Raw genomic sequence first — 18,126 nt, forward strand, 5'->3', positions numbered from 1 at the left:
GTCGGGTGCGGCGGCGGTCACCGGGAACGGCGGCGGCGTCCCGCCGTAGCTCGGGCACAGCGCCTGGTGGTTGCACCAGTCGCACAGCCGGCTCGGCCGGGGACGGAAGTCCTGCCGGGCGGTGGCCTGCTCGATCGCCCGCCACAGCGCCACCACCGTGCGCTCGAAACGCACCAGCTCCTCGGCGTCCGGCGCGTAGTCGCAGACCTCGGCGTCCTTGAGGTAGAGCAGGCGCAGCACGCGCGGCACCACACCCCGGGTGCGCCACAGCACCAGGGCGTAGAACTTGAGCTGGAACAGCGCCCGCGCCTCGAACGCCTCCCGCGGCGCCCCACCGGTCTTGTAGTCGACCACCCGCAGCGCGCCGTCCGGCGCGACGTCGAGCCGGTCGAGGTAACCCCGGATGAGCAGCTCGTCGTCGACCACCGCGGAGATCAGCGCCTCGCGCTCGGCCGGCTCCAGCCGGCGCGGGTCCTCCACCGCGAAGTAGCCGTCCAGCAGCGCCGTCGCCGACCGCAGGAACTCCTGCGGCCCGACGGCGTCGCCGTCGGCGAACAGCGTGGCCAGCTCCGGCTCCTCGGTGACCAGGCGGTCCCACTGCGGGGCGACCAGGTCACCGGCCGACTCCGGGGTGCGCGCGGCGGCCGGCAGGTCGAACAGCCGCTCCAGCACGGCGTGCACGAGCGTGCCCCGGGCCTGCTCGACGGTCGGCCGCTCGGGCAGCCGGTCGATGCTGCGGAACCGGTAGAGCAGCGGGCAGGTCTTGAAGTCGGCCGCCCGCGACGGCGACAACGAGGCCCGCACGGTGACCGGCGCCGGTGCCGCCGTTTGGTCGCCGTGACTGTCGATCATCGGTTCCGCCGTCATGCCCGGAAGGTTAGGGCACGCGTGTGACAGGGCCGGCGTCGCCGCACCGAAGCATGATCCGCAACCGCGGCGCCCTCGGTCCACCACGGCTGCGGGGCTCGCCGAAGCTCAGCTCACGTAGCATCGGGCCGGTGCAGCAGCGGAGCCGAGGCCCCCGCCGGCGGGGGCTCAGCCTCGGCCGGGTCCTCGGCGTGCCGCTGCGCGTCGACGCCTCGATGCTTCTGCTCACCGTCGTGGTCACCGTGCTGTACGCGGCGCTGGCCCGCCGCCAGCTCGACCTCGGCCCGCTCGGCGGCTACCTGGTCGGCCTGGGCTTCGTGGTCTCGCTGCTCGGCTCCGTGCTGCTGCACGAGCTGGGCCACGCGCTGACCGCCCGCCGGTACGGCATCGGTGTGCGGGGGATCACGCTGGAACTGCTCGGTGGCTACACCGAGATGGACCGCGACGCTCCCAGCCCCCGGGTCGAGCTGCTGATCTCCCTGGCCGGCCCGGCCGTCTCCGCCGTGCTCGGCGCCGGCGCGGTCGCCGCCACCCTCGCCCTGCCCGCCGGCACGCTCGGCCACCAGCTCGCCTTCCAGCTCGCGGTCAGCAACGTGGTGGTGGCGATCTTCAACAGCCTGCCCGGCCTGCCGCTGGACGGAGGCCGGGCACTGCGCGCCGCGGTGTGGGCGCTCACCCGCGACCGGCACCGCGGCACCGAGGTGGCCGGCTGGGTGGGCCGGGCCGTCGCGCTGGGCACGCTGGCGCTGGTCGTGGTGCTCACCATGCGCCGGGCGCTCGCCCCGCTGGCCCTGCCGCTGCTGCTGCTCGTCGCGCTGACGCTGTGGCGCGGCGCCGGCCAGTCGATCCGGATGGCGCGCATCGGCCGCCGGCTGCACCTGGTCGACCTGGCCCGGCTGGCCCGCCCGGTGCTGCCCGTGCCCGCCGGCACGCCGCTGGCCGAGGCGCAGCGCCGCCGCGACGAGACGGGCACCCCCGAGGCCGCGCTCGGCGTGGTCGACTCGGCCGGCCGTACCGTCGCCCTTGTCGACCCGGCCCGCGTCGCCGCCGTACCCCCGGAACGGAGGCCGTGGGTCGCGGTGGACGAGGTGGCCCGCGACCTGTCCGCCGTGCCGGCCCTGCCGCTCGGGGCGGACGGCGAGCGCGTGCTGGAGACGGTGCGCACCCACCCGGGCGCGCAGTACGTCGTGACGGCAGGCGAAGATGTGGTCGGCGTGCTGCACATCGCGGATCTCGCCCAGCTCCTGGAACCCGAACGGAAGACGAACACGTGACCGCAGAGATCTCCACCGTCCCGGCGTTGCCCCCGGTCCACCGCGGGCCGTTCCGGCCGGGCGACCGGGTCCAGCTGACCGACCCGAAGGGCCGGATGCACACCGTGACGCTGGAGCCCGGCAAGGAGTTCCACACCCACCGCGGGATCCTCAAGCACGACACCCTGATCGGCCTGCCCGACGGCAGCGTGGTCACCACCGCCGGCGGCGGCACCGCGTTCCTGGCGCTGCGGCCGCTGCTGTCGGACTACGTCCTGTCCATGCCGCGCGGTGCCCAGGTGATCTACCCGAAGGACTCGGCACAGATCGTCGCCATGGGCGACATCTTCCCCGGCGCCAAGGTGCTGGAGGCCGGCGCCGGATCCGGCGCGCTGTCCTGCTCGCTGCTGCGGGCCGTCGGGACCGAGGGTGAGCTGCACTCGTTCGAGCTGCGCGACGACTTCGCCCAGATCGCCCGCCGCAACGTCGAGGCGTTCTTCAACGGCCCGCACCCGGCCTGGCGGCTGCACGTCGGCGACGTCGCCGACTGCGCCGAGACCGGTTTCGACCGGATCATCCTCGACATGCTCACCCCGTGGGAGATGCTCGACATGGTCGAACGGGCGCTCGTGCCCGGCGGCGTGCTGATCGGCTACGTGGCCACCACACCGCAGCTGTCCGAACTGGTCGAGGCGCTGCGCGAGCGCGGCGGGTGGACCGAGCCGCGCGCCTGGGAGTCGCTGGTGCGCGACTGGCACGCCGAAGGGCTGGCGGTCCGCCCGGACCACCGGATGATCGCCCACACCGCGTTCCTGGTGTCCGCCCGCAAGCTCGCCCCCGGCGTCACCGCGCCGCCGCGCCGGCGCAAGCCCAGCAAGGGCGCCGAGGCGTACGCGCAGCGCCGCGACGCCCTGCGCGCCGCCGCCGCGGCCCGCGCGGCGGAGGAGCCGGAGCAGTCCTGACCCCCGCCGCGCGGGCGCGTGCGTACGGGCGGATCATGTGTGCCGGTGGGGACGACACCTGAGCGGGTGGAGACGGTGGCATGAGCGAGCGGATCGGGGCGCGCATCGGGCGGCGCGCCCGTGCCGGTGACCGAAACCGATGGCGGCGCCGCGGCGCGGGCCGGCGGGAGGCGGCGTGAGCAACCCCGGCTACGGCAACGGCGACCTGCCGGCCGTCTTCCCGGACTGGTCGCCCTACACCGACCTGGAGTCGGCCGCCCGGGCGTACCTGCGCGACCCGGACATCGCGCTGGAGGCGCTCGACGGCGTGCTGCGCGGCGCGTCGGTGCTCGGCTTCACGCTGGAGCGCTTCGTCAACGAGGTGAACGGGGTGTGGCAGGAGGTCGTCGTCTGCGACGGCAGCCGGCTGGTGCTCTGGCACGGCGAGGACGTGCCGCCGGGGGAGGGGCCACCCGGCGCGATGACCTCCTCGCTGCGCGTGGTGCCGCTGTCCACCGTCACCGAGGTCGGCTGCCGGCGGCGGCTCATGCGCGCCGACAACGGCACTGTGCGCGTCGACAGCATCGACGTGTACCTGCTGCTCAGCTCGCTGGACGAGGCGCCGCCCAGCGACGAGGCGATGGGCGCGCCCCGGCACGACGCGCTGCGCTTCGGCAAGACCCTCGACGACGGCGGGGCGGGACAGATCGCCCGGCTGGAGGAGTTCGCCCGGCTGGTCGCCTCGGTCGTCGGCCGGCCCCTGCTCTGAGGCGGACGCACGACGGGCCGGGAACGTGTGTCCCCGGCCCGTCGTGTCCGTCTCCGCCTCAGTCCTCGGCCTCCGGGCCGGCCACCTCGACGCCGTCGCTGCCGCGCACGACGTGGATGCACTCGCCCGGGCACTCCTTCGCCGAGTCGATCACCTCGAGGCGCAGGTGCTCCGGCACGTCCACCCGGGCGCCGGGGGCCTGCCGCAGCTCGCCGTCCGGGCCCTTGACGTACGCCAGGCCGTCGACGTCGAACTCGAAGACCTCCGGCGCGTACTGCACGCAGAGCCCGTCACCGGTGCAGAGATCCTGATCGACCCAGACCTGCAACTGGTCGGTCGCGACGTCGGTCACGAAGCACCCCCCATGTTCTCCCGTCCCACACTCCGACGGTACCCGAACGCCCGTACCCGCCCCGCGACCAGCCCTTCGCGATCAAGCTTCGGTGACGAGCGCGTTGCTGTGGACCGAATCGGGCTCATAGCGGCTAGTGTTAGGTCAGAACGTTCAAGCCCCCCGGGGAGGTGGGACGTGGCACGCAGCGACGACGCGGACTCGCGCGCCGCACGGTGGGAAAAGGAAGCCCACGATCTCTCCACGCAGGTCGCGTTCCTGCAAGAGGAACTCGCTCTGGTGCGGCGCAAGTTGACCGAAAGCCCTCGACACGTCCGGCAGCTCGAAGAGCGGCTGGCGGCCACCCAGGCACAGTTGGCGCGGCTGACCGAGAACAACGAACGGCTCGTGAGCACCCTCAAGGAGGCTCGCGCGCAGATCGTGACGCTCAAGGAGGAGATCGACCGTCTCGCCCAGCCGCCGAGTGGCTACGGCGTCTTCCTGGCCAAGCACGACGACGGCACGGTGGACGTGTTCACCGGCGGGCGCAAGCTCCGGGTGGCCGTCTCGCCCTCGCTCGAGGTCGACGAGCTGCGCCGTGGCCAGGAGGTCCTGCTCAACGACGCGCTCAACATCGTCGACGCGTTCGGCTACGAGCGGGTCGGCGAGGTGGTGATGCTCAAGGAGATCCTGGCGGGCCCCGAGGGCGCTCCGGGTGACCGGGCACTCGTGGTGTCGCACTCCGACGAGGAGCGCATCGTGCACCTCGCCGAGACCCTGATCGGCAGCGCGATCCGGGCCGGCGACTCGCTCATGATCGAGCCCCGTTCGGCGTACGCGTACGAGCGGATCCCGAAGAGCGAGGTCGAGGAACTGGTCCTGGAGGAGGTGCCCGACGTCAACTACGAGGACATCGGTGGCCTCCAGGCACAGATCGAGCAGATCCGCGACGCGGTGGAGCTGCCGTTCCTGCACTCCGACCTGTTCCGCGAGCACCAGCTCCGGCCGCCGAAGGGCATCCTGCTCTACGGCCCGCCCGGCTGCGGCAAGACGCTGATCGCCAAGGCGGTGGCCAACTCGCTGGCCAAGAAGATCGCCGAGCGGGAGGGGAAGGACCGGCACACCAGCTTCTTCCTCAACATCAAGGGCCCCGAGCTGCTCAACAAGTACGTCGGCGAGACCGAGCGGCACATCCGGCTGATCTTCCAGCGGGCGCGGGAGAAGGCCGGCGAGGGCACTCCGGTGATCGTGTTCTTCGACGAGATGGACTCGGTGTTCCGCACCCGCGGCTCCGGCGTCTCCTCCGACGTGGAGAACACCATCGTCCCGCAGCTGCTCAGCGAGATCGACGGCGTCGAGGGCCTGGAGAACGTCATCGTCATCGGCGCCTCCAACCGGGAAGACATGATCGACCCGGCGATCCTGCGTCCGGGCCGGCTCGACGTGAAGATCAAGATCGAGCGGCCGGACGCCGAGGCGGCGAAGGACATCTTCTCCAAGTACATCCTCGCCGGCCTGCCGCTGCACGCCGACGACCTGGCCGAACACGGCGGAGACGCCCAGGCCACCGTCGCGGCGATGATCGACGCGGTGGTCCTGCGGATGTACTCCGAGACCGAGGAGAACCGCTTCCTCGAGGTCACCTACGCCAACGGCGACAAGGAAGTCCTCTACTTCAAGGACTTCAACTCCGGCGCGATGATCCAGAACATCGTCGACCGGGGCAAGAAGATGGCCATCAAGGAGTTCCTCACCTCCGGCCGCAAGGGGCTGCGCCTGCAGCACCTGCTCGACGCCTGCGTCGACGAGTTCCGCGAGAACGAGGACCTGCCCAACACCACGAACCCCGACGACTGGGCCCGCATCTCCGGCAAGAAGGGCGAGCGGATCGTCTACATCCGCACGCTCGTCTCCGGCGGCAAGGGCGCCGAGGCCGGACGGTCCATCGAGACCGCCAGCAACACCGGCCAATACCTCTAGTCCGACCCTCGACGAAGGCCCGTGGCGTACGCGCCACGGGCCTTCGCGCGTATCCGGGTGGGCCGCCACACCGGACCGGCGCTGCCGCCACGCCCCCTCGGCGCGTCACGCCGACTACGCTCGACGTGACGGGGACCGGGACGGCGAGCGGAGCGGGCAGGTCGATGAGCGTTAGACGGATCATGGGCACCGAGGTCGAGTACGGCATCTCCGTGCCCGGTCAGGCCGGAGCCAACCCGATGGTCACCTCCTCCCAGGTGGTCAACGCCTACGGAGCACGGCCGGAACTCAACCGGGGCGGCCGGGCCCGCTGGGACTACGAGGAGGAGTCGCCACTGCGCGACGCGCGCGGGTTCACCTACTCCGGCGCCGCGTACGACCCGGCCGAGGCGCTCGCCGACGAGGATCTCGGGCTCGCCAACGTCATACTCACCAACGGCGCCCGCCTCTACGTCGACCACGCGCACCCGGAGTACTCCACGCCCGAGGTGACCAACCCGCTGGACGTGGTGCGGTGGGACAAGGCGGGGGAGCGGGTGATGGCCGAGGCGGCCCGGCGGGCCGCGACCATCCCGGGCACCCACCCGATCCACCTGTACAAGAACAACACCGACAACAAGGGCGCCAGCTACGGCGCGCACGAGAACTACCTGATGCGCCGGCAGACGCCGTTCGCCGACATCGTGGCGTACCTGACGCCGTTCTTCGTCACCCGGCAGATCGTCTGCGGCGCCGGGCGGGTCGGCATCGGCCAGGACGGCGGCCAGAGCGGTTTCCAGATCTCCCAGCGGGCCGACTTCTTCGAGGTCGAGGTGGGACTGGAGACGACGCTCAAACGGCCCATCATCAACACCCGTGACGAGCCGCACGCCGACGCCGACAAGTACCGCCGGCTGCACGTCATCATCGGCGACGCGAACCTCTCCGAGATCTCCACGTTCCTCAAGGTCGGCACCACCTCGCTGATCCTCGCCATGATCGAGGAGAAGGCGCTCGGCGCGGACCTGGGCATCGCCGACCCGGTGGCCGAGCTGCGCGCGGTCAGCCACGACCCGTCGCTCAAGCACCTGATGCGCATGCGCGACGGCCGCAAGCTGACCGCGCTGGACGTGCAGTGGGCGTACCTGGAGAGGGTCGGCTCCTTCGTGGACGACCGCTACGGCCAGGACGTGGACGCGCAGACCGCCGACGTGCTGCGCCGCTGGGAGAGCGTGCTGGACCGGCTCGGCCGGGACGCGTTCGAGTGCGCCGACGAGCTGGACTGGGTGGCCAAGCTGCGGCTCCTGGAGGGCTACCGGGAGCGGGAGAAGCTGGCCTGGGGCTCGCACAAGCTGCAGCTGGTCGACCTCCAGTACTCCGACGTGCGGCCGGAGAAGGGCCTGTACCACCGCCTGGTGCAGCGCGGCTCGATGAAGACGCTGCTCACCGACGAGCAGACCCGCACCGCGATGACCGAGCCGCCGGAGGACACCCGGGCCTACTTCCGGGGCCGCTGCCTGGACCGGTACGCCTCCGAGGTGGTCGCCGCGAGCTGGGACTCGGTCATCTTCGACGTGGGCCGGGAGTCGCTGGTCCGGGTGCCGATGATGGAGCCCGAGCGGGGCACCCGCGCGCACGTCGGCGAGCTGTTCGACCGCTGCGAGAGCGCCAAGGATCTGCTGGAGACGCTCACCGGCGGGTGACCCCGATGCCGGAAGGCCCGCCGGGTGCCGGAAACGGGCACGCGACGGGCCTTTCGTCGCTCCCGCGAGGTAAGTTGATCGCAGGCGATCGTGGAGGAGGCACCACCATGGCGACGCAAGAGGGTGGGCAGACCCAGTCCGGCAAGTCCCGCGAGGAGGTCGAGGAGGTCACCGCGGAGGCCAACCCCGAGGTGGCTGAGCGGCACGCCGAGATCACCGAGGACGTGGACGACCTGCTCGACGAGATCGACTCCGTCCTGGAGGAGAACGCCGAGGAATTCGTGAGGGGCTACGTACAAAAGGGCGGCCAATAGGACATATGTCCGTTTCGTCCGCCAGGGCGAAGGACAGGTCAACCGCCGGCACCACGATGATCGCACCGGACGGGTGCGCGGGATAATCTGCTTCAACTGCAACGGTGGTCTTGGCCGGTCCCGGGACACTCCCGTGGGGCCGGCCGGGGCGATCACGTACCTGAGAGGAACCACGTGGCAGCGGGTTTTGATCCATCCGGGCGTCTTCCAGATGTGTTCACCAACGCGGGGACGTCCTCCTTCACAGCGTTCCTGAGCAAGGTGGCCCCCGAGATGCTGCCCGGCCGGCGGCCGCTGCCGCCCGGCATGGCCGCCGACATGGCGCCGCACGCGACCACGATCGTGGCCATCTCGGCCGCCGGCGGCGTGGTCATGGCCGGCGACCGGCGCGCCACGATGGGCAACCTGATCGCCCAGCGCGACATCGAGAAGGTGCACCCGGCCGACGCGTACTCGCTCGTCGGCATCGCGGGCACCGCCGGCATCGGCATAGAGCTGATGCGACTGTTCCAGGTGGAGCTCGAGCACTACGAGAAGATCGAGGGCGCGATGCTCTCGCTCGACGGCAAGGCCAACCGGCTGGCGTCGATGATTCGCGGCAACCTGGGCGCGGCCATGCAGGGCCTCGCCGTGATCCCGCTGTTCGCCGGCTTCGACCTGGCCGCGAGCGACCCGGCTCGGGCCGGGCGGATCTTCAGCTTCGACGTGACCGGCGGCCCGTACGAGGAGACCGGTTACGACGCCATCGGCTCCGGTTCGCTGTTCGCCAAGTCCGCGCTGAAGAAGCGGTTCCGGGCCGGCCTGTCGGTCGGGGACGCGACGCGGCTGGCGGTCGAGGCGCTCTACGACGCGGCGGACGACGACACCGCCACCGGTGGCCCCGACCTGACCCGGCGGATCTACCCGGTCGTGATGACCGCTACCGCCGAGGGCACCCACCGGCTCACCGACGCCGAGACGGCGGCGATCGCGGAGAGCGTGGTGTCCGGCCGGATGGAGAACCCCGGCGGCTGAGGCCGCTCCCACCGTCCACCGAGTCAGCAGCCCCGCAGAAGGAGAACCGCCGCCGTGGCCATGCAGTTCTACGCCTCGCCCGAGCAGATCATGCGCGACCGCTCCGAGCTGGCCCGCAAGGGCATCGCCCGGGGCCGCAGCGCGGTGGTCCTGAGCTACGCGGGCGGGGTGCTCTTCGTCGCCGAGAACCTGTCCAGCACGCTGCACAAGGTCAGCGAGATCTACGACCGGATCGGCTTCGCCGCTGTCGGCCGGTACAACGAGTTCGAGAACCTGCGGCGCGCGGGTGTGCGGATGGCCGACCTCAACGGCCTCAGCTACGACCGGCGGGACGTGAACGGCCTGGCGCTGGCGAACGCGTACGCGCAGACGCTCGGCGCGATCTTCACGGAGCAGTCGAAGCCGTTCGAGGTGGAGATCTGCGTGGCCGAGGTGGGCGCCGCGCCCGAGGACGACTCCCTCTACCGGGTGACCTACGACGGTTCGGTGAACGACGAGCCGGGCCGGATGGCGATGGGCGGCCAGGCCGAGGCGATCAGCGGGGTGCTGAAGAACGAGCACCGGCCGGAGATGTCGCTGTCGGAGGCGGTCCGCGCCGCCATGAAGGCGCTGAGCAGCGTCGGCGGCGAGGGCGGGGCGGCCCGCACGATCGCCGCGAACCAGCTCGAGGTGGCGGTCCTGGATCGGCGCCGGGTGGGGCGTACCTTCCGGCGGGTGACCGGCGCGGCGCTGACCGCGCTGCTGGACGGCGAGGCCGAGGGGGACGTCGCCCCGGCGCCGGGCCGGGCGAAGACGCCGACCATGCCGACGGAGGAGGCGAAGAAGCCGACCACGTCGGCGGGTTCGGCCGACCTGGAGGGCAACGCGGAGGACAAGCCCACCGAGTGACGCGCGTTCACGGACCCCGCCACCTCGTCGAGGTGGCGGGGTCTTTCGCGTACGGATGCCGCACCTCGCCGGTCCGCGCGGGGGAGATCGCAAGCGGCGAGCGTCGGCGCTGCCCATCGGAGGCTCCGGGCGGCTAGTGTCTCATCATGGAGCGGCGAATCTTCGGCCTCGAAACCGAGTACGGCGTCACCTGCACCTATCGCGGGCAACGTCGACTGTCCCCCGACGAGGTCGCGCGGTACCTGTTCCGGCGGGTGGTGTCGTGGGGCCGGTCGAGCAACGTGTTCCTGCGCAACGGTGCCCGCCTCTATCTGGACGTGGGCTCGCACCCGGAGTACGCGACCCCGGAGTGCGACTCGGTGACCGACCTGGTGGCACACGACCGGGCCGGTGAGCGGATCCTGGAGGGGCTGCTCATCGACGCGGAGAAGCGGCTGCACGACGAGGGCATCGCGGGCGAGATCTACCTGTTCAAGAACAACACCGACTCGGCCGGCAACTCGTACGGCTGCCACGAGAACTACCTGGTGTCCCGGCACGGCGAGTTCGGCCGGCTCGCCGACGTGCTCATCCCGTTCCTGGTCACCCGGCAGCTGATCTGCGGCGCGGGCAAGGTGCTGCAGACGCCGCGCGGCGCGGTCTACTGCCTGTCCCAGCGGGCCGAGCACATCTGGGAGGGCGTCTCCTCGGCGACCACCCGCAGCCGTCCGATCATCAACACCCGGGACGAGCCGCACGCGGACGCCGAGCGCTACCGCCGGTTGCACGTGATCGTCGGCGACTCGAACATGAACGAGGTCACCACGCTGCTGAAGGTCGGCACCGCCGACATCGTGCTGCGGATGATCGAGGCCGGCGTGGTGATGCGCGACCTGACGCTGGAGAACCCGATCCGGGCCATCCGTGAGGTGTCGCACGACATCACCGGCCGGCGCAAGGTGCGGCTGGCCTCCGGCAAGGAGGTCTCGGCGCTGGAGATCCAGCAGGAATACCTCGCCAAGGCGACGGAGTTCGTGGAGCGCCGGGGCGGCGACCAGACCGCGAAGCGGGTGGTCGACCTGTGGGGCCGGGTGCTGCGCGCGGTCGAGACCGGCGACCTGGACCCGGTGGCCCGCGAGATCGACTGGATCACCAAGCTGAAGCTGATCGAGCGTTACCAGCGCAAGCACGACCTGCCGCTGTCGCACCCGCGGGTGGCGCAGATGGACCTGGCCTACCACGACCTGCGGCGCGGGCGCGGCCTGTACGGGCTGCTGGAGCGCCGTCGCGAGGTCGACCGGGTGGCCACCGACCCGGAGATCTTCGAGGCGAAGGAGACGCCGCCGCAGACGACCCGGGCGCGGCTGCGTGGCGAGTTCATCCGCCACGCCCAGGAGAAGCGGCGGGACTTCACCGTGGACTGGGTGCACCTGAAGCTGAACGACCAGGCGCAGCGCACGGTGCTGTGCAAGGACCCGTTCCGGGCCTACGACGAGCGGGTGGAACGGCTGATCGCCAGCATGTGACCGTGCGGGCGGCCGGTGCCCGGCACCGGCCGCCCGTCCACGGGTACGCTGGCGTCGCGATGAACACTTCCGAATCCGCCGGTGGTTCCGGCCGCGAGACGTCGGCGGGCCGTGACGGCACCGAGAAGCTCAACTGGATCGACCGCCGGCGGGAGAAGATCCGCGCCGAGGTCGAACGCAACAGGCGCGGCGACTACACGGTGCCGACCTGGGTGCTGGCAGTGGCGCTTGTGCTGATCGTGGGCGCCTGGCTCGGGCTCATCCTGTTCCTCGGCTGAGCGCCGCGCCGGACGCCACCCGGCCCGGCAGTGGGCCGCCGCCGGTCCCGATCAACCCAGTAGGCCGGCCGCGTACCGGCCGGCGGCGGCCGCGGCCAGGAAGTAGGCGTGGTCGGCGTCCAGGCCCCGGCCCATCGTGGACAGGCCGACCGGGGTGGCCCGCAGCGCCGCGTCGAGGCCGTCGGTGGGCACCGTGACGACCGTGTGCCGGTCGGCCAGCGGCGCCAGCGCCGCGGCGACCTCCACCGCCAGGCCGGGGGGTAGGCCGTCCGGCACGACCAGCTCCGCGGGGGCCAGCGCCACCCGGCCGTACGCGGTCAGGCTGTGGTGGGAGACGCCACGGTGCCGGGGGCGGGCGTCGGCGTCGGAGATGCGCAGCGACCCGACCGGGCGCCCGCCCAGCGTGGCGACCGCGTTCACCGCCTCGCCGACGGCCACGCCGGAGAAGCCCCAGCGGGTGCCGGTGCCGAGGTTGCCCGGCCCCTGGGCGACGATCGTCAGGTCCGCGTCGAGCACGTGCCGCGCGGCGAGCAGGCCGCTGTGCAGGGTGCTGGCCTCCAGGTCGCCGCCGAACGCCTGGCCCACGCTGACGGTGCCCACGAGGTGCCCGGACAGGCCGGCCAGGGTGCGGGAGAACCAGGCCGGCAGCGCGCCGCCGTCGGTCAGCACGTACGCCACCCGGGCGTCGGGCGCGTCGGCGCGGACGCCGGCCAGGATCGCCGGCAGCGCGGAGTGCAGGTCGGCGAGGACCACCGGCATGCCGTCGACCGAGTCGGCGGCGGCGAGCCGGTCGTGGTGCGGCGACGCCTCCTCGTCCACGCCGAGCAGGATCGGTTGCAGCGGCGTGTAGCGGGCCTTGACCAGGTGCCCGGCGTCGCGGCTGTCGCCGGCCTGCGGCGGGTCCGGCGGCAGCCGGTCGGGCAGCGCCACGACCAGCGCGTAGCCGCCGGTGCCGAGGCCCATCAGCAGCGCGCCGGCGTTGAGCAGCACCCGGTCGCCGGGCTCCGGCTCGCCGACCAGGGCCGGGTAGGCCAGGGCGCGCATCCGGGCGCCGTCGGGCAGGTCGACGTCGAGTTCGACAGCGCCGGCCCACCGTCGCCGTACCGCCGTGACCGTGCCGGACCGCCATCGCACCATGCGGTGCACGCTATCGGCCGCTGCCGGGACGGGCCCCGGGCGGGTCAGGGGTTCCGGTCGTCGACCGGGCGGCCCGCCTCGTCCTGTGTGGTGCGGGCGGTCCGGCCGGGCGACCGGGACCGGGTGGGGTCGAGGAAGACGTACGCGATCTCCGGGAAGTGCCCGGTGAGCCGGCGTTCGGCCTCGTCGGCGGCGGCCTCGATGTCGGCGCCGGTGGCGTCGTCGCGAAAGTCGACCTTGGCGGCGACGAGGATGTCGTCCGGGCCGAGGAACATGGTCATCAGCGTGTCGACGCGGTCCACCGTCGGCACCGCCGCCAGTTCCCGCTCGATGCGCCGGTGCAGCCGGTCGGACACCGAGCGGCCGACCAGCAGCGAGATGTTGCTGCGGGCCAGGACGGCGGCGACCACCAGCAGCAGCACGCCGATGAGGATCGAGGCGATCCCGTCGTACAGTTCGTCGCCGGTCAGGTGCGACAGGGTGAGCCCGCCGGCGGCGATCAGCAGGCCGATCAGCGCGGCGCTGTCCTCCAGGAAGACCGCCTTGACCGTGGTGTCGGCGGTCAGGCGCAGGTAGCGGCGCGGGGTGGTGCCCCAGCGGCGCGACTCGCCGCGCACCTGCCGGACCGCCCGGGCCAGCGACACCGACTCGATCGCGAAGGAGACCGCCAGCACCACGTACGCGACGAGGTACTCGCCGCTGTGCTCGTGCACCAGGATGGTGGTCACGCCGTGCGTGATGGCGAAGCCCGCCCCGGCGACGAAGGTGAACAGCGCGGCGAGGAACGCCCAGACGTAGCTCTCCTTGCCGTACCCGAAGGGGTGCCGGGTGTCGGCGGGCCGCGCGCCGCGGCGCAGCGCCAGGTAGAGCAGCACCTCGGTGGTGGTGTCGGCGAGCGAGTGGGCGGCCTCGGAGAGCATCGCCGCGGAGCCCGAGATCAGGCCGGCGACCAGCTTGGCGACGGCGATGGCGAGGTTCGCCGCGCCGGCCACCACGACGGTGCCGACGCTCTCGGTCTTGACCTCCGGTTCCGCCATGCGATCACCCTATGACCGGTCGATGCCCGCCGCCGGGTGGGAAGACCCCCGCGCCGCGCCGCGCGGGTGCCCGCGCCGGACGCGCGGGCTGCTAGCGTTTGGGCGTGTCCCGGACCCGTACCGAACGCCTGGTCAACCTGGTGATCTGCCTGCTGTCGACGCGACGCTTCCTGACCGCCGCGCAGATCGCCGCGACCGTGCCCGGCTACGAGCACGACCCGGACGACCCCAAGGACCACGAGGCGTTCCAGCGCAAGTTCGAGCGCGACAAGGCCGAGCTGCGTGAGCTGGGCGTGCCGCTGGAGACCGGCACGGCGAGCGTCTTCGACGCCGAGCCGGGCTACCGGATCGCGCCGCGCGCGTACGCGTTGCCCGACATCCCGCTCGAACCGGACGAGGCCGCCGCCGTGGGCATCGCCGCCCGGCTGTGGCAGCACGCCGGGCTGGCCGCCGCCGCGTCGTCCGGGCTGGCGAAGCTGCGCGCCGCCGGCATCGACGTCGACCCGCAGGCCACGCTGGGCCTGGAGCCGATGGTCACTGTCGACCCGGCGTTCGCGCCGCTCACCGCCGCCGCGCGGGACCGGCGCGAGGTGAGCTTCGACTACCGCGTGCCGGACCGCGACGCGCCCACCCGCCGCCGGGTGCAGCCGTGGGGCGTGGTCTGCTGGCGCGGCCGGTGGTACGTCGTCGGCCACGACCTGGACCGTGCGGCGACCCGCTGCTTCCGGCTGTCCCGGGTGGTGGGCACCGTCCGGGCGACCGGCGAGCCGGGCGCCTACGAGCCGCCCGCCGGTGTCGACCTGATCAGCCACGTGGCCCGCTGGTCCGGGCCGGTGGAGCGCACCGGCCGGGCCACGGTCCTGGCCACGCCGGGCCGTGCCGCCGGGCTGCGCCGCTGGGCCGTCGAGTGCCAGGCCGGCCCCGACGGCGACCGGCTGGTGCTGCCGTACGCCGACGCCGACTACCTGGCCGGCCAGATCGTCGGGTACGGCCCGGACGTCCGCGTGCTGGAGCCACCGGAGGTACGGGAGGCGGTCATCCAGCGGCTCAAGGAGGTCGCCGCCCGGCACGACGAGCTGGCCGTGACGGGGGGTGCCCGGTGACCCGCCCGGCGTCCCGCGCGGGCCGTGCGTCCGCCGACCGGCTGGCCCGGCTGCTCAACCTGGTCCCCTACCTGCTGGCCCGCCCCGGCATCGAGATCGCCGAGGCGGCGCACGACCTCGGGGTGACCGAGAAGCAGCTCCGGGAGGATCTGGAACTGCTCTGGGTGTGCGGGCTGCCCGGCTACGGCCCCGGTGACCTGATCGACATGGCGTTCGACGGTGACCGGGTGACGATCACCTACGACGCCGGGATCGACCGCCCGCTGCGGCTCACCCCGGACGAGGCGCTGGCGCTGGTGGTGGCGTTGCGGATGATCGCCGAGACGCCGGGCGTGGCCAACCGGGAGGCGGTCGAGCGGGCACTCGCCAAGATCGAGAACGCCGCCGGTGACCTGGCCGGCGCCCCCGTCGAGGTCCGCCTGCCCGGCGACTCCGCCCGGGTACGCGAGCTGCGCGCCGCCGTCGAGCGCGGCCGGGCGCTGCGGATCACGTACTACACCCCGGCCCGGGACGAGACCACCGAACGCACCATCGACCCGCTGCGGATGCTGATGGTCGGCGGCCGGGCGTACGTGGAGGCGTGGTGCCGCCGCGCCGAGGGGGTGCGGCTGTTCCGGGCCGACCGGATCGACGCGGTGACCGAGCTGCCGGAGCAGGCGGTGGTGCCGCCGCAGGCCCGCCCGCACGATCTCAGCGACGGCGTGTTCAGCCCGTCGGCCGACCTGCCGCTGATCACGCTGCGGATCGGCCGGGGCGAGCGGTGGATCACCGAATATTATCCGTGCGAGCGGGTCGAGGCCGACGGCGAGCAGTGGCTGGTGTCGCTGCGCGTGACCGACCTCGGGTGGGCCCGGCGGTTCGTGCTCGGGCTGGGCCCGGAGGTGACAGTGGTGGCCCCGGCCGAGCTGGCCGAGCAGGTCCGCGCCCAGGCCGTGGCCGCGCTCGACGCGTACGCCACCCCGGCCGGCAGCGCCGACCCGGCGGCCGTCGGCGGCACCCGATAGGCTGACCGCCGTGGTGATCTGGATCGTGCTCGGGGTCGTGTTGTTGGCGCTGGTCGTACTGGCCCTGGCGATCCGTCCGGTGGTGAGCCGCCTGCCCGGGCTGCGCCGTTCCGCGCTGGCGTTGCAGCGCCGGGCGGTCGAGGCCGAGTCGCTGCGGTCGGCCGCCGAGCAGTTGCAGGCGCGGGCCGAGTCGCTCCAGGAACGAGCGGCTGTCGCGCAGGAGCGAATCGTCTTGATCAAGGCCAAGCGCGGCGACTGAACCGACGGCGGTCGCCCCGATGAGCGTCGTCTGCGCGTTCCCGGGTGGTTACGCGCAGAAATGCGCGGACCTGGACGGTTGACGGGACACTTCGGGTTGGTCGAAACTTCACCGATCGGGCCCGCACCAGCAGGCCCGCGGGGGTGGCAAGCCGCTGCGACACACGTACGATGGGCGACGACCCACCCCTCACCGACACAGAGCGACTGGAGCTTCCCATGGGTGCCCTCAAGCCGTGGCACATCGCCGTACTCGTGGTCGTGCTGATCCTGCTCTTCGGCGCGAAGCGGCTCCCCGACGCGGCCCGCTCGCTGGGCCGCTCGCTGCGGATCATCAAGGCCGAGACCAAGAGCCTGCACGACGACGACCGCGATCTCGCCGAGAAGGCCGACGCGCAGGCGGGTTACCAGCCGCTCCAGCCGCAGCAGCCGGTGCAGGGGCAGCCTTACGTGCAGCAGCAGTACGCCCAGCAGCAGCCGTACGCGCCGCAGCCGCAGCAGCCCGTGGCCCCGCCGGCCGACCCGGTGCAGCGCGTCCGCGAGAACTGATCCGAGAGGGCCTCAACCACCGTGGCCTTCGGGTTGAAGAAGCGCGGCCCGAGCTCGTTCGCCCGTGCGGCAGACGGCTCGATGACGCTCATCGAGCACATCCGCGAGCTGCGTAACCGGCTGTTCCGCGCGTCGCTGGCGATCCTGGTCGGCTTCGGCTTCGGCATCTGGCTGGCCACGCCGGTCCGGGTGTTGCTGTCGAAGCCCTACTGCGACCTGCCGCAGTCGATCGATCCGGAAACCGGCAAGTGCCTGTTCGTGCAGCTCGGTGTCGCCGACGTCTTCCTGCTGAATCTGAAGATCGGTCTCTGGGTCGGTCTGATCATCGCGGCGCCGGTCTGGCTCTATCAGCTCTGGGCGTTCATCGCGCCCGGTCTGCACCGGCACGAGCGGCGCTACGCGTACGTCTTCACCGCCCTGGCGGCCCCGCTGTTCGCGGCCGGCGCGGTGCTGGCGTTCTTCGTCACCACCAAGGGACTGGAGTTCCTGCTCAACGTCTCCGGCGACGACATCACGACCAACCTCGAGGTGACCCGCTACATCTCGTTCGTCACGAACCTGATCCTGCTGTTCGGGGTGGCGTTCGAGTTCCCGCTGATCGTGCTGATGCTCAACTTCGTCGGCCTGGCCAGCGCCAAGCGGCTGCTGAGCTGGTGGCGGGTTGCGGTGTTCGTGTTCTTCGCCTTCGCCGCGGTGGTCACGCCGACGCCCGACCCGTTCGGCATGACCGCGCTGGCGATCTGCCTCTGCGCGCTCTACTTCGCCGCGGTGGGGGTGGCGTTCCTCAACGACAGGCGGCGCGGTCGCGGGCGTGAGGCCTACGCCGGCATCGCCGACGACGAGGTGTCACCGCTGGACCTGTCGGACGAGCCGGTGCCCGCCGGTGGCCGGATCGAGGCGTCCGAGCCGATCGGCGCACCCGAGCCGATCGTCGCCCCGAAGCCGATCGAACGCCGCTACGACGACATGACCTGACCGATCCCGCTCACCTCCGGACGCCGTCCCCGCCTCACGGGGACGGCGTCCGCGTCTGCGCAGCCGCGCGTCGCCGCCCTTCCGAGGCCGCAGGACACCCCGTCCCGAGCCGATCTTGGACGTGTTGCTCCTCCGGGAACGCCGACGGCCCGTCCCGCGCCGATCATGGACTTGGTGCCCCTCCGATGCCGGAAATCCGCACTTCGCCCGGGCCGAAACTGCAAGATCGCCGGGGGGAGGG

19 protein-coding genes and 1 pseudogene are annotated in these 18,126 nt (G+C 72.4%); 16 read left to right on the forward strand and 4 right to left on the reverse strand.

Annotated features, from left to right (window positions below):
- A partial coding sequence (locus F8279_RS24145; RefSeq protein WP_192580759.1) for a PD-(D/E)XK nuclease family protein occupies positions 1-852 on the reverse strand: 852 nt, incomplete at its 3' end.
- Positions 853-1,082: 230 nt separating this feature from the next.
- Here F8279_RS24145 and F8279_RS24150 point away from each other — a divergent pair.
- The 3 genes from F8279_RS24150 to F8279_RS24160 all read left to right on the forward strand — a co-directional run bounded on the left by F8279_RS24150 (position 1,083) and on the right by F8279_RS24160 (position 3,830).
- Positions 1,083-2,141, forward strand: a complete 1,059-nt coding sequence (locus F8279_RS24150; RefSeq protein WP_151501165.1) for a M50 family metallopeptidase — start codon at positions 1,083-1,085, stop codon at positions 2,139-2,141.
- Complete coding sequence (locus F8279_RS24155; protein WP_091428077.1) at positions 2,138-3,082, forward strand: tRNA (adenine-N1)-methyltransferase; 945 nt, start codon at positions 2,138-2,140, stop codon at positions 3,080-3,082. The genes F8279_RS24150 and F8279_RS24155 overlap by 4 nt, the downstream gene beginning before the upstream one ends.
- Before the next feature lie 175 nt (positions 3,083-3,257).
- Entirely contained in the window at positions 3,258-3,830 is a 573-nt protein-coding gene (locus F8279_RS24160) for a hypothetical protein (protein WP_091428199.1), read from the forward strand.
- 58 nt (positions 3,831-3,888) lie between these two features.
- Here the strand turns inward: F8279_RS24160 and F8279_RS24165 are convergent, their stop codons facing one another.
- Complete coding sequence (locus F8279_RS24165) at positions 3,889-4,182, reverse strand: ferredoxin (protein ID WP_013286103.1); 294 nt, start codon at positions 4,180-4,182, stop codon at positions 3,889-3,891.
- A 177-nt stretch (positions 4,183-4,359) separates the two neighbouring features.
- On the opposite strand from F8279_RS24165, the gene arc reads away from it, so the two are divergent.
- From arc to F8279_RS24205, 8 genes and pseudogenes are all read left to right on the forward strand, one after another.
- Entirely contained in the window at positions 4,360-6,141 is a 1,782-nt protein-coding gene (gene arc, locus F8279_RS24170; RefSeq protein ID WP_091428079.1) for a proteasome ATPase, read from the forward strand.
- Positions 6,142-6,305: 164 nt separating this feature from the next.
- On the forward strand, positions 6,306-7,823 hold the full coding sequence (dop, locus tag F8279_RS24175) for a depupylase/deamidase Dop (RefSeq protein ID WP_151501164.1): 1,518 nt from the start codon (positions 6,306-6,308) through the stop codon (positions 7,821-7,823).
- A 107-nt stretch (positions 7,824-7,930) separates the two neighbouring features.
- Positions 7,931-8,137 carry a ubiquitin-like protein Pup gene (locus tag F8279_RS24180; protein WP_013286106.1) on the forward strand — a complete coding sequence of 69 codons (207 nt, stop codon included), beginning with the start codon at positions 7,931-7,933 and terminating at the stop codon, positions 8,135-8,137.
- Positions 8,138-8,210: 73 nt separating this feature from the next.
- Positions 8,211-8,393, forward strand: coding sequence for an endonuclease VII domain-containing protein (locus F8279_RS24185; protein WP_225853395.1), 183 nt, complete (start codon positions 8,211-8,213; stop codon positions 8,391-8,393).
- Positions 8,312-9,151, forward strand: coding sequence for a proteasome subunit beta (gene prcB, locus F8279_RS24190; protein WP_175438919.1), 840 nt, complete (start codon positions 8,312-8,314; stop codon positions 9,149-9,151). The genes F8279_RS24185 and prcB overlap by 82 nt, the downstream gene beginning before the upstream one ends.
- 54 nt (positions 9,152-9,205) lie before the next feature.
- Positions 9,206-9,898 (forward strand): annotated as a pseudogene (prcA, locus tag F8279_RS24195) (proteasome subunit alpha); the annotation flags it as partial.
- 287 nt (positions 9,899-10,185) lie between these two features.
- Complete coding sequence (gene pafA, locus F8279_RS24200) at positions 10,186-11,544, forward strand: Pup--protein ligase (protein WP_091428090.1); 1,359 nt, start codon at positions 10,186-10,188, stop codon at positions 11,542-11,544.
- 59 nt (positions 11,545-11,603) lie between these two features.
- Positions 11,604-11,822, forward strand: coding sequence for a hypothetical protein (locus F8279_RS24205; protein WP_091428202.1), 219 nt, complete (start codon positions 11,604-11,606; stop codon positions 11,820-11,822).
- 51 nt (positions 11,823-11,873) lie between these two features.
- On the opposite strand, the gene F8279_RS24210 is transcribed toward F8279_RS24205, so the two are convergent.
- Entirely contained in the window at positions 11,874-12,959 is a 1,086-nt protein-coding gene (locus F8279_RS24210; protein ID WP_091428092.1) for a DUF3866 family protein, read from the reverse strand.
- A 44-nt stretch (positions 12,960-13,003) separates the two neighbouring features.
- The gene (locus F8279_RS24215; RefSeq protein ID WP_091428094.1) at positions 13,004-13,996 is read right to left on the reverse strand and encodes a cation diffusion facilitator family transporter; all 993 of its coding nucleotides are present in this window, start codon (positions 13,994-13,996) and stop codon (positions 13,004-13,006) included.
- A 104-nt stretch (positions 13,997-14,100) separates the two neighbouring features.
- Here F8279_RS24215 and F8279_RS24220 point away from each other — a divergent pair, with 104 nt between their 5' ends.
- From F8279_RS24220 to tatC, 5 genes are all read left to right on the forward strand, one after another.
- Positions 14,101-15,099 (forward strand): YafY family protein, encoded by a 999-nt coding sequence (locus F8279_RS24220; protein WP_091428097.1) that lies wholly within the window; start codon positions 14,101-14,103, stop codon positions 15,097-15,099.
- Complete coding sequence (locus F8279_RS24225; RefSeq protein ID WP_091428099.1) at positions 15,096-16,103, forward strand: YafY family protein; 1,008 nt, start codon at positions 15,096-15,098, stop codon at positions 16,101-16,103. Before F8279_RS24220 ends, F8279_RS24225 begins: the two co-directional genes overlap by 4 nt.
- A gap of 10 nt (positions 16,104-16,113) precedes the next feature.
- Positions 16,114-16,362, forward strand: a complete 249-nt coding sequence (locus tag F8279_RS24230; RefSeq protein WP_091428101.1) for a hypothetical protein — start codon at positions 16,114-16,116, stop codon at positions 16,360-16,362.
- A gap of 218 nt (positions 16,363-16,580) precedes the next feature.
- Positions 16,581-16,910 carry a Sec-independent protein translocase subunit TatA gene (tatA, locus tag F8279_RS24235; protein WP_091428102.1) on the forward strand — a complete coding sequence of 110 codons (330 nt, stop codon included), beginning with the start codon at positions 16,581-16,583 and terminating at the stop codon, positions 16,908-16,910.
- Between the two features lie 21 nt (positions 16,911-16,931).
- Positions 16,932-17,885: a twin-arginine translocase subunit TatC gene (tatC, locus tag F8279_RS24240; protein WP_091428106.1), complete on the forward strand. Its 954-nt coding sequence runs from the start codon at positions 16,932-16,934 to the stop codon at positions 17,883-17,885.
- Positions 17,886-18,126 lie beyond the last annotated feature (241 nt).

This window comes from Micromonospora sp. AMSO1212t, from assembly GCF_008868145.1.
In the GTDB taxonomy this organism is placed as follows: Bacteria; Actinomycetota; Actinomycetes; order Mycobacteriales; family Micromonosporaceae; genus Micromonospora; species Micromonospora tulbaghiae.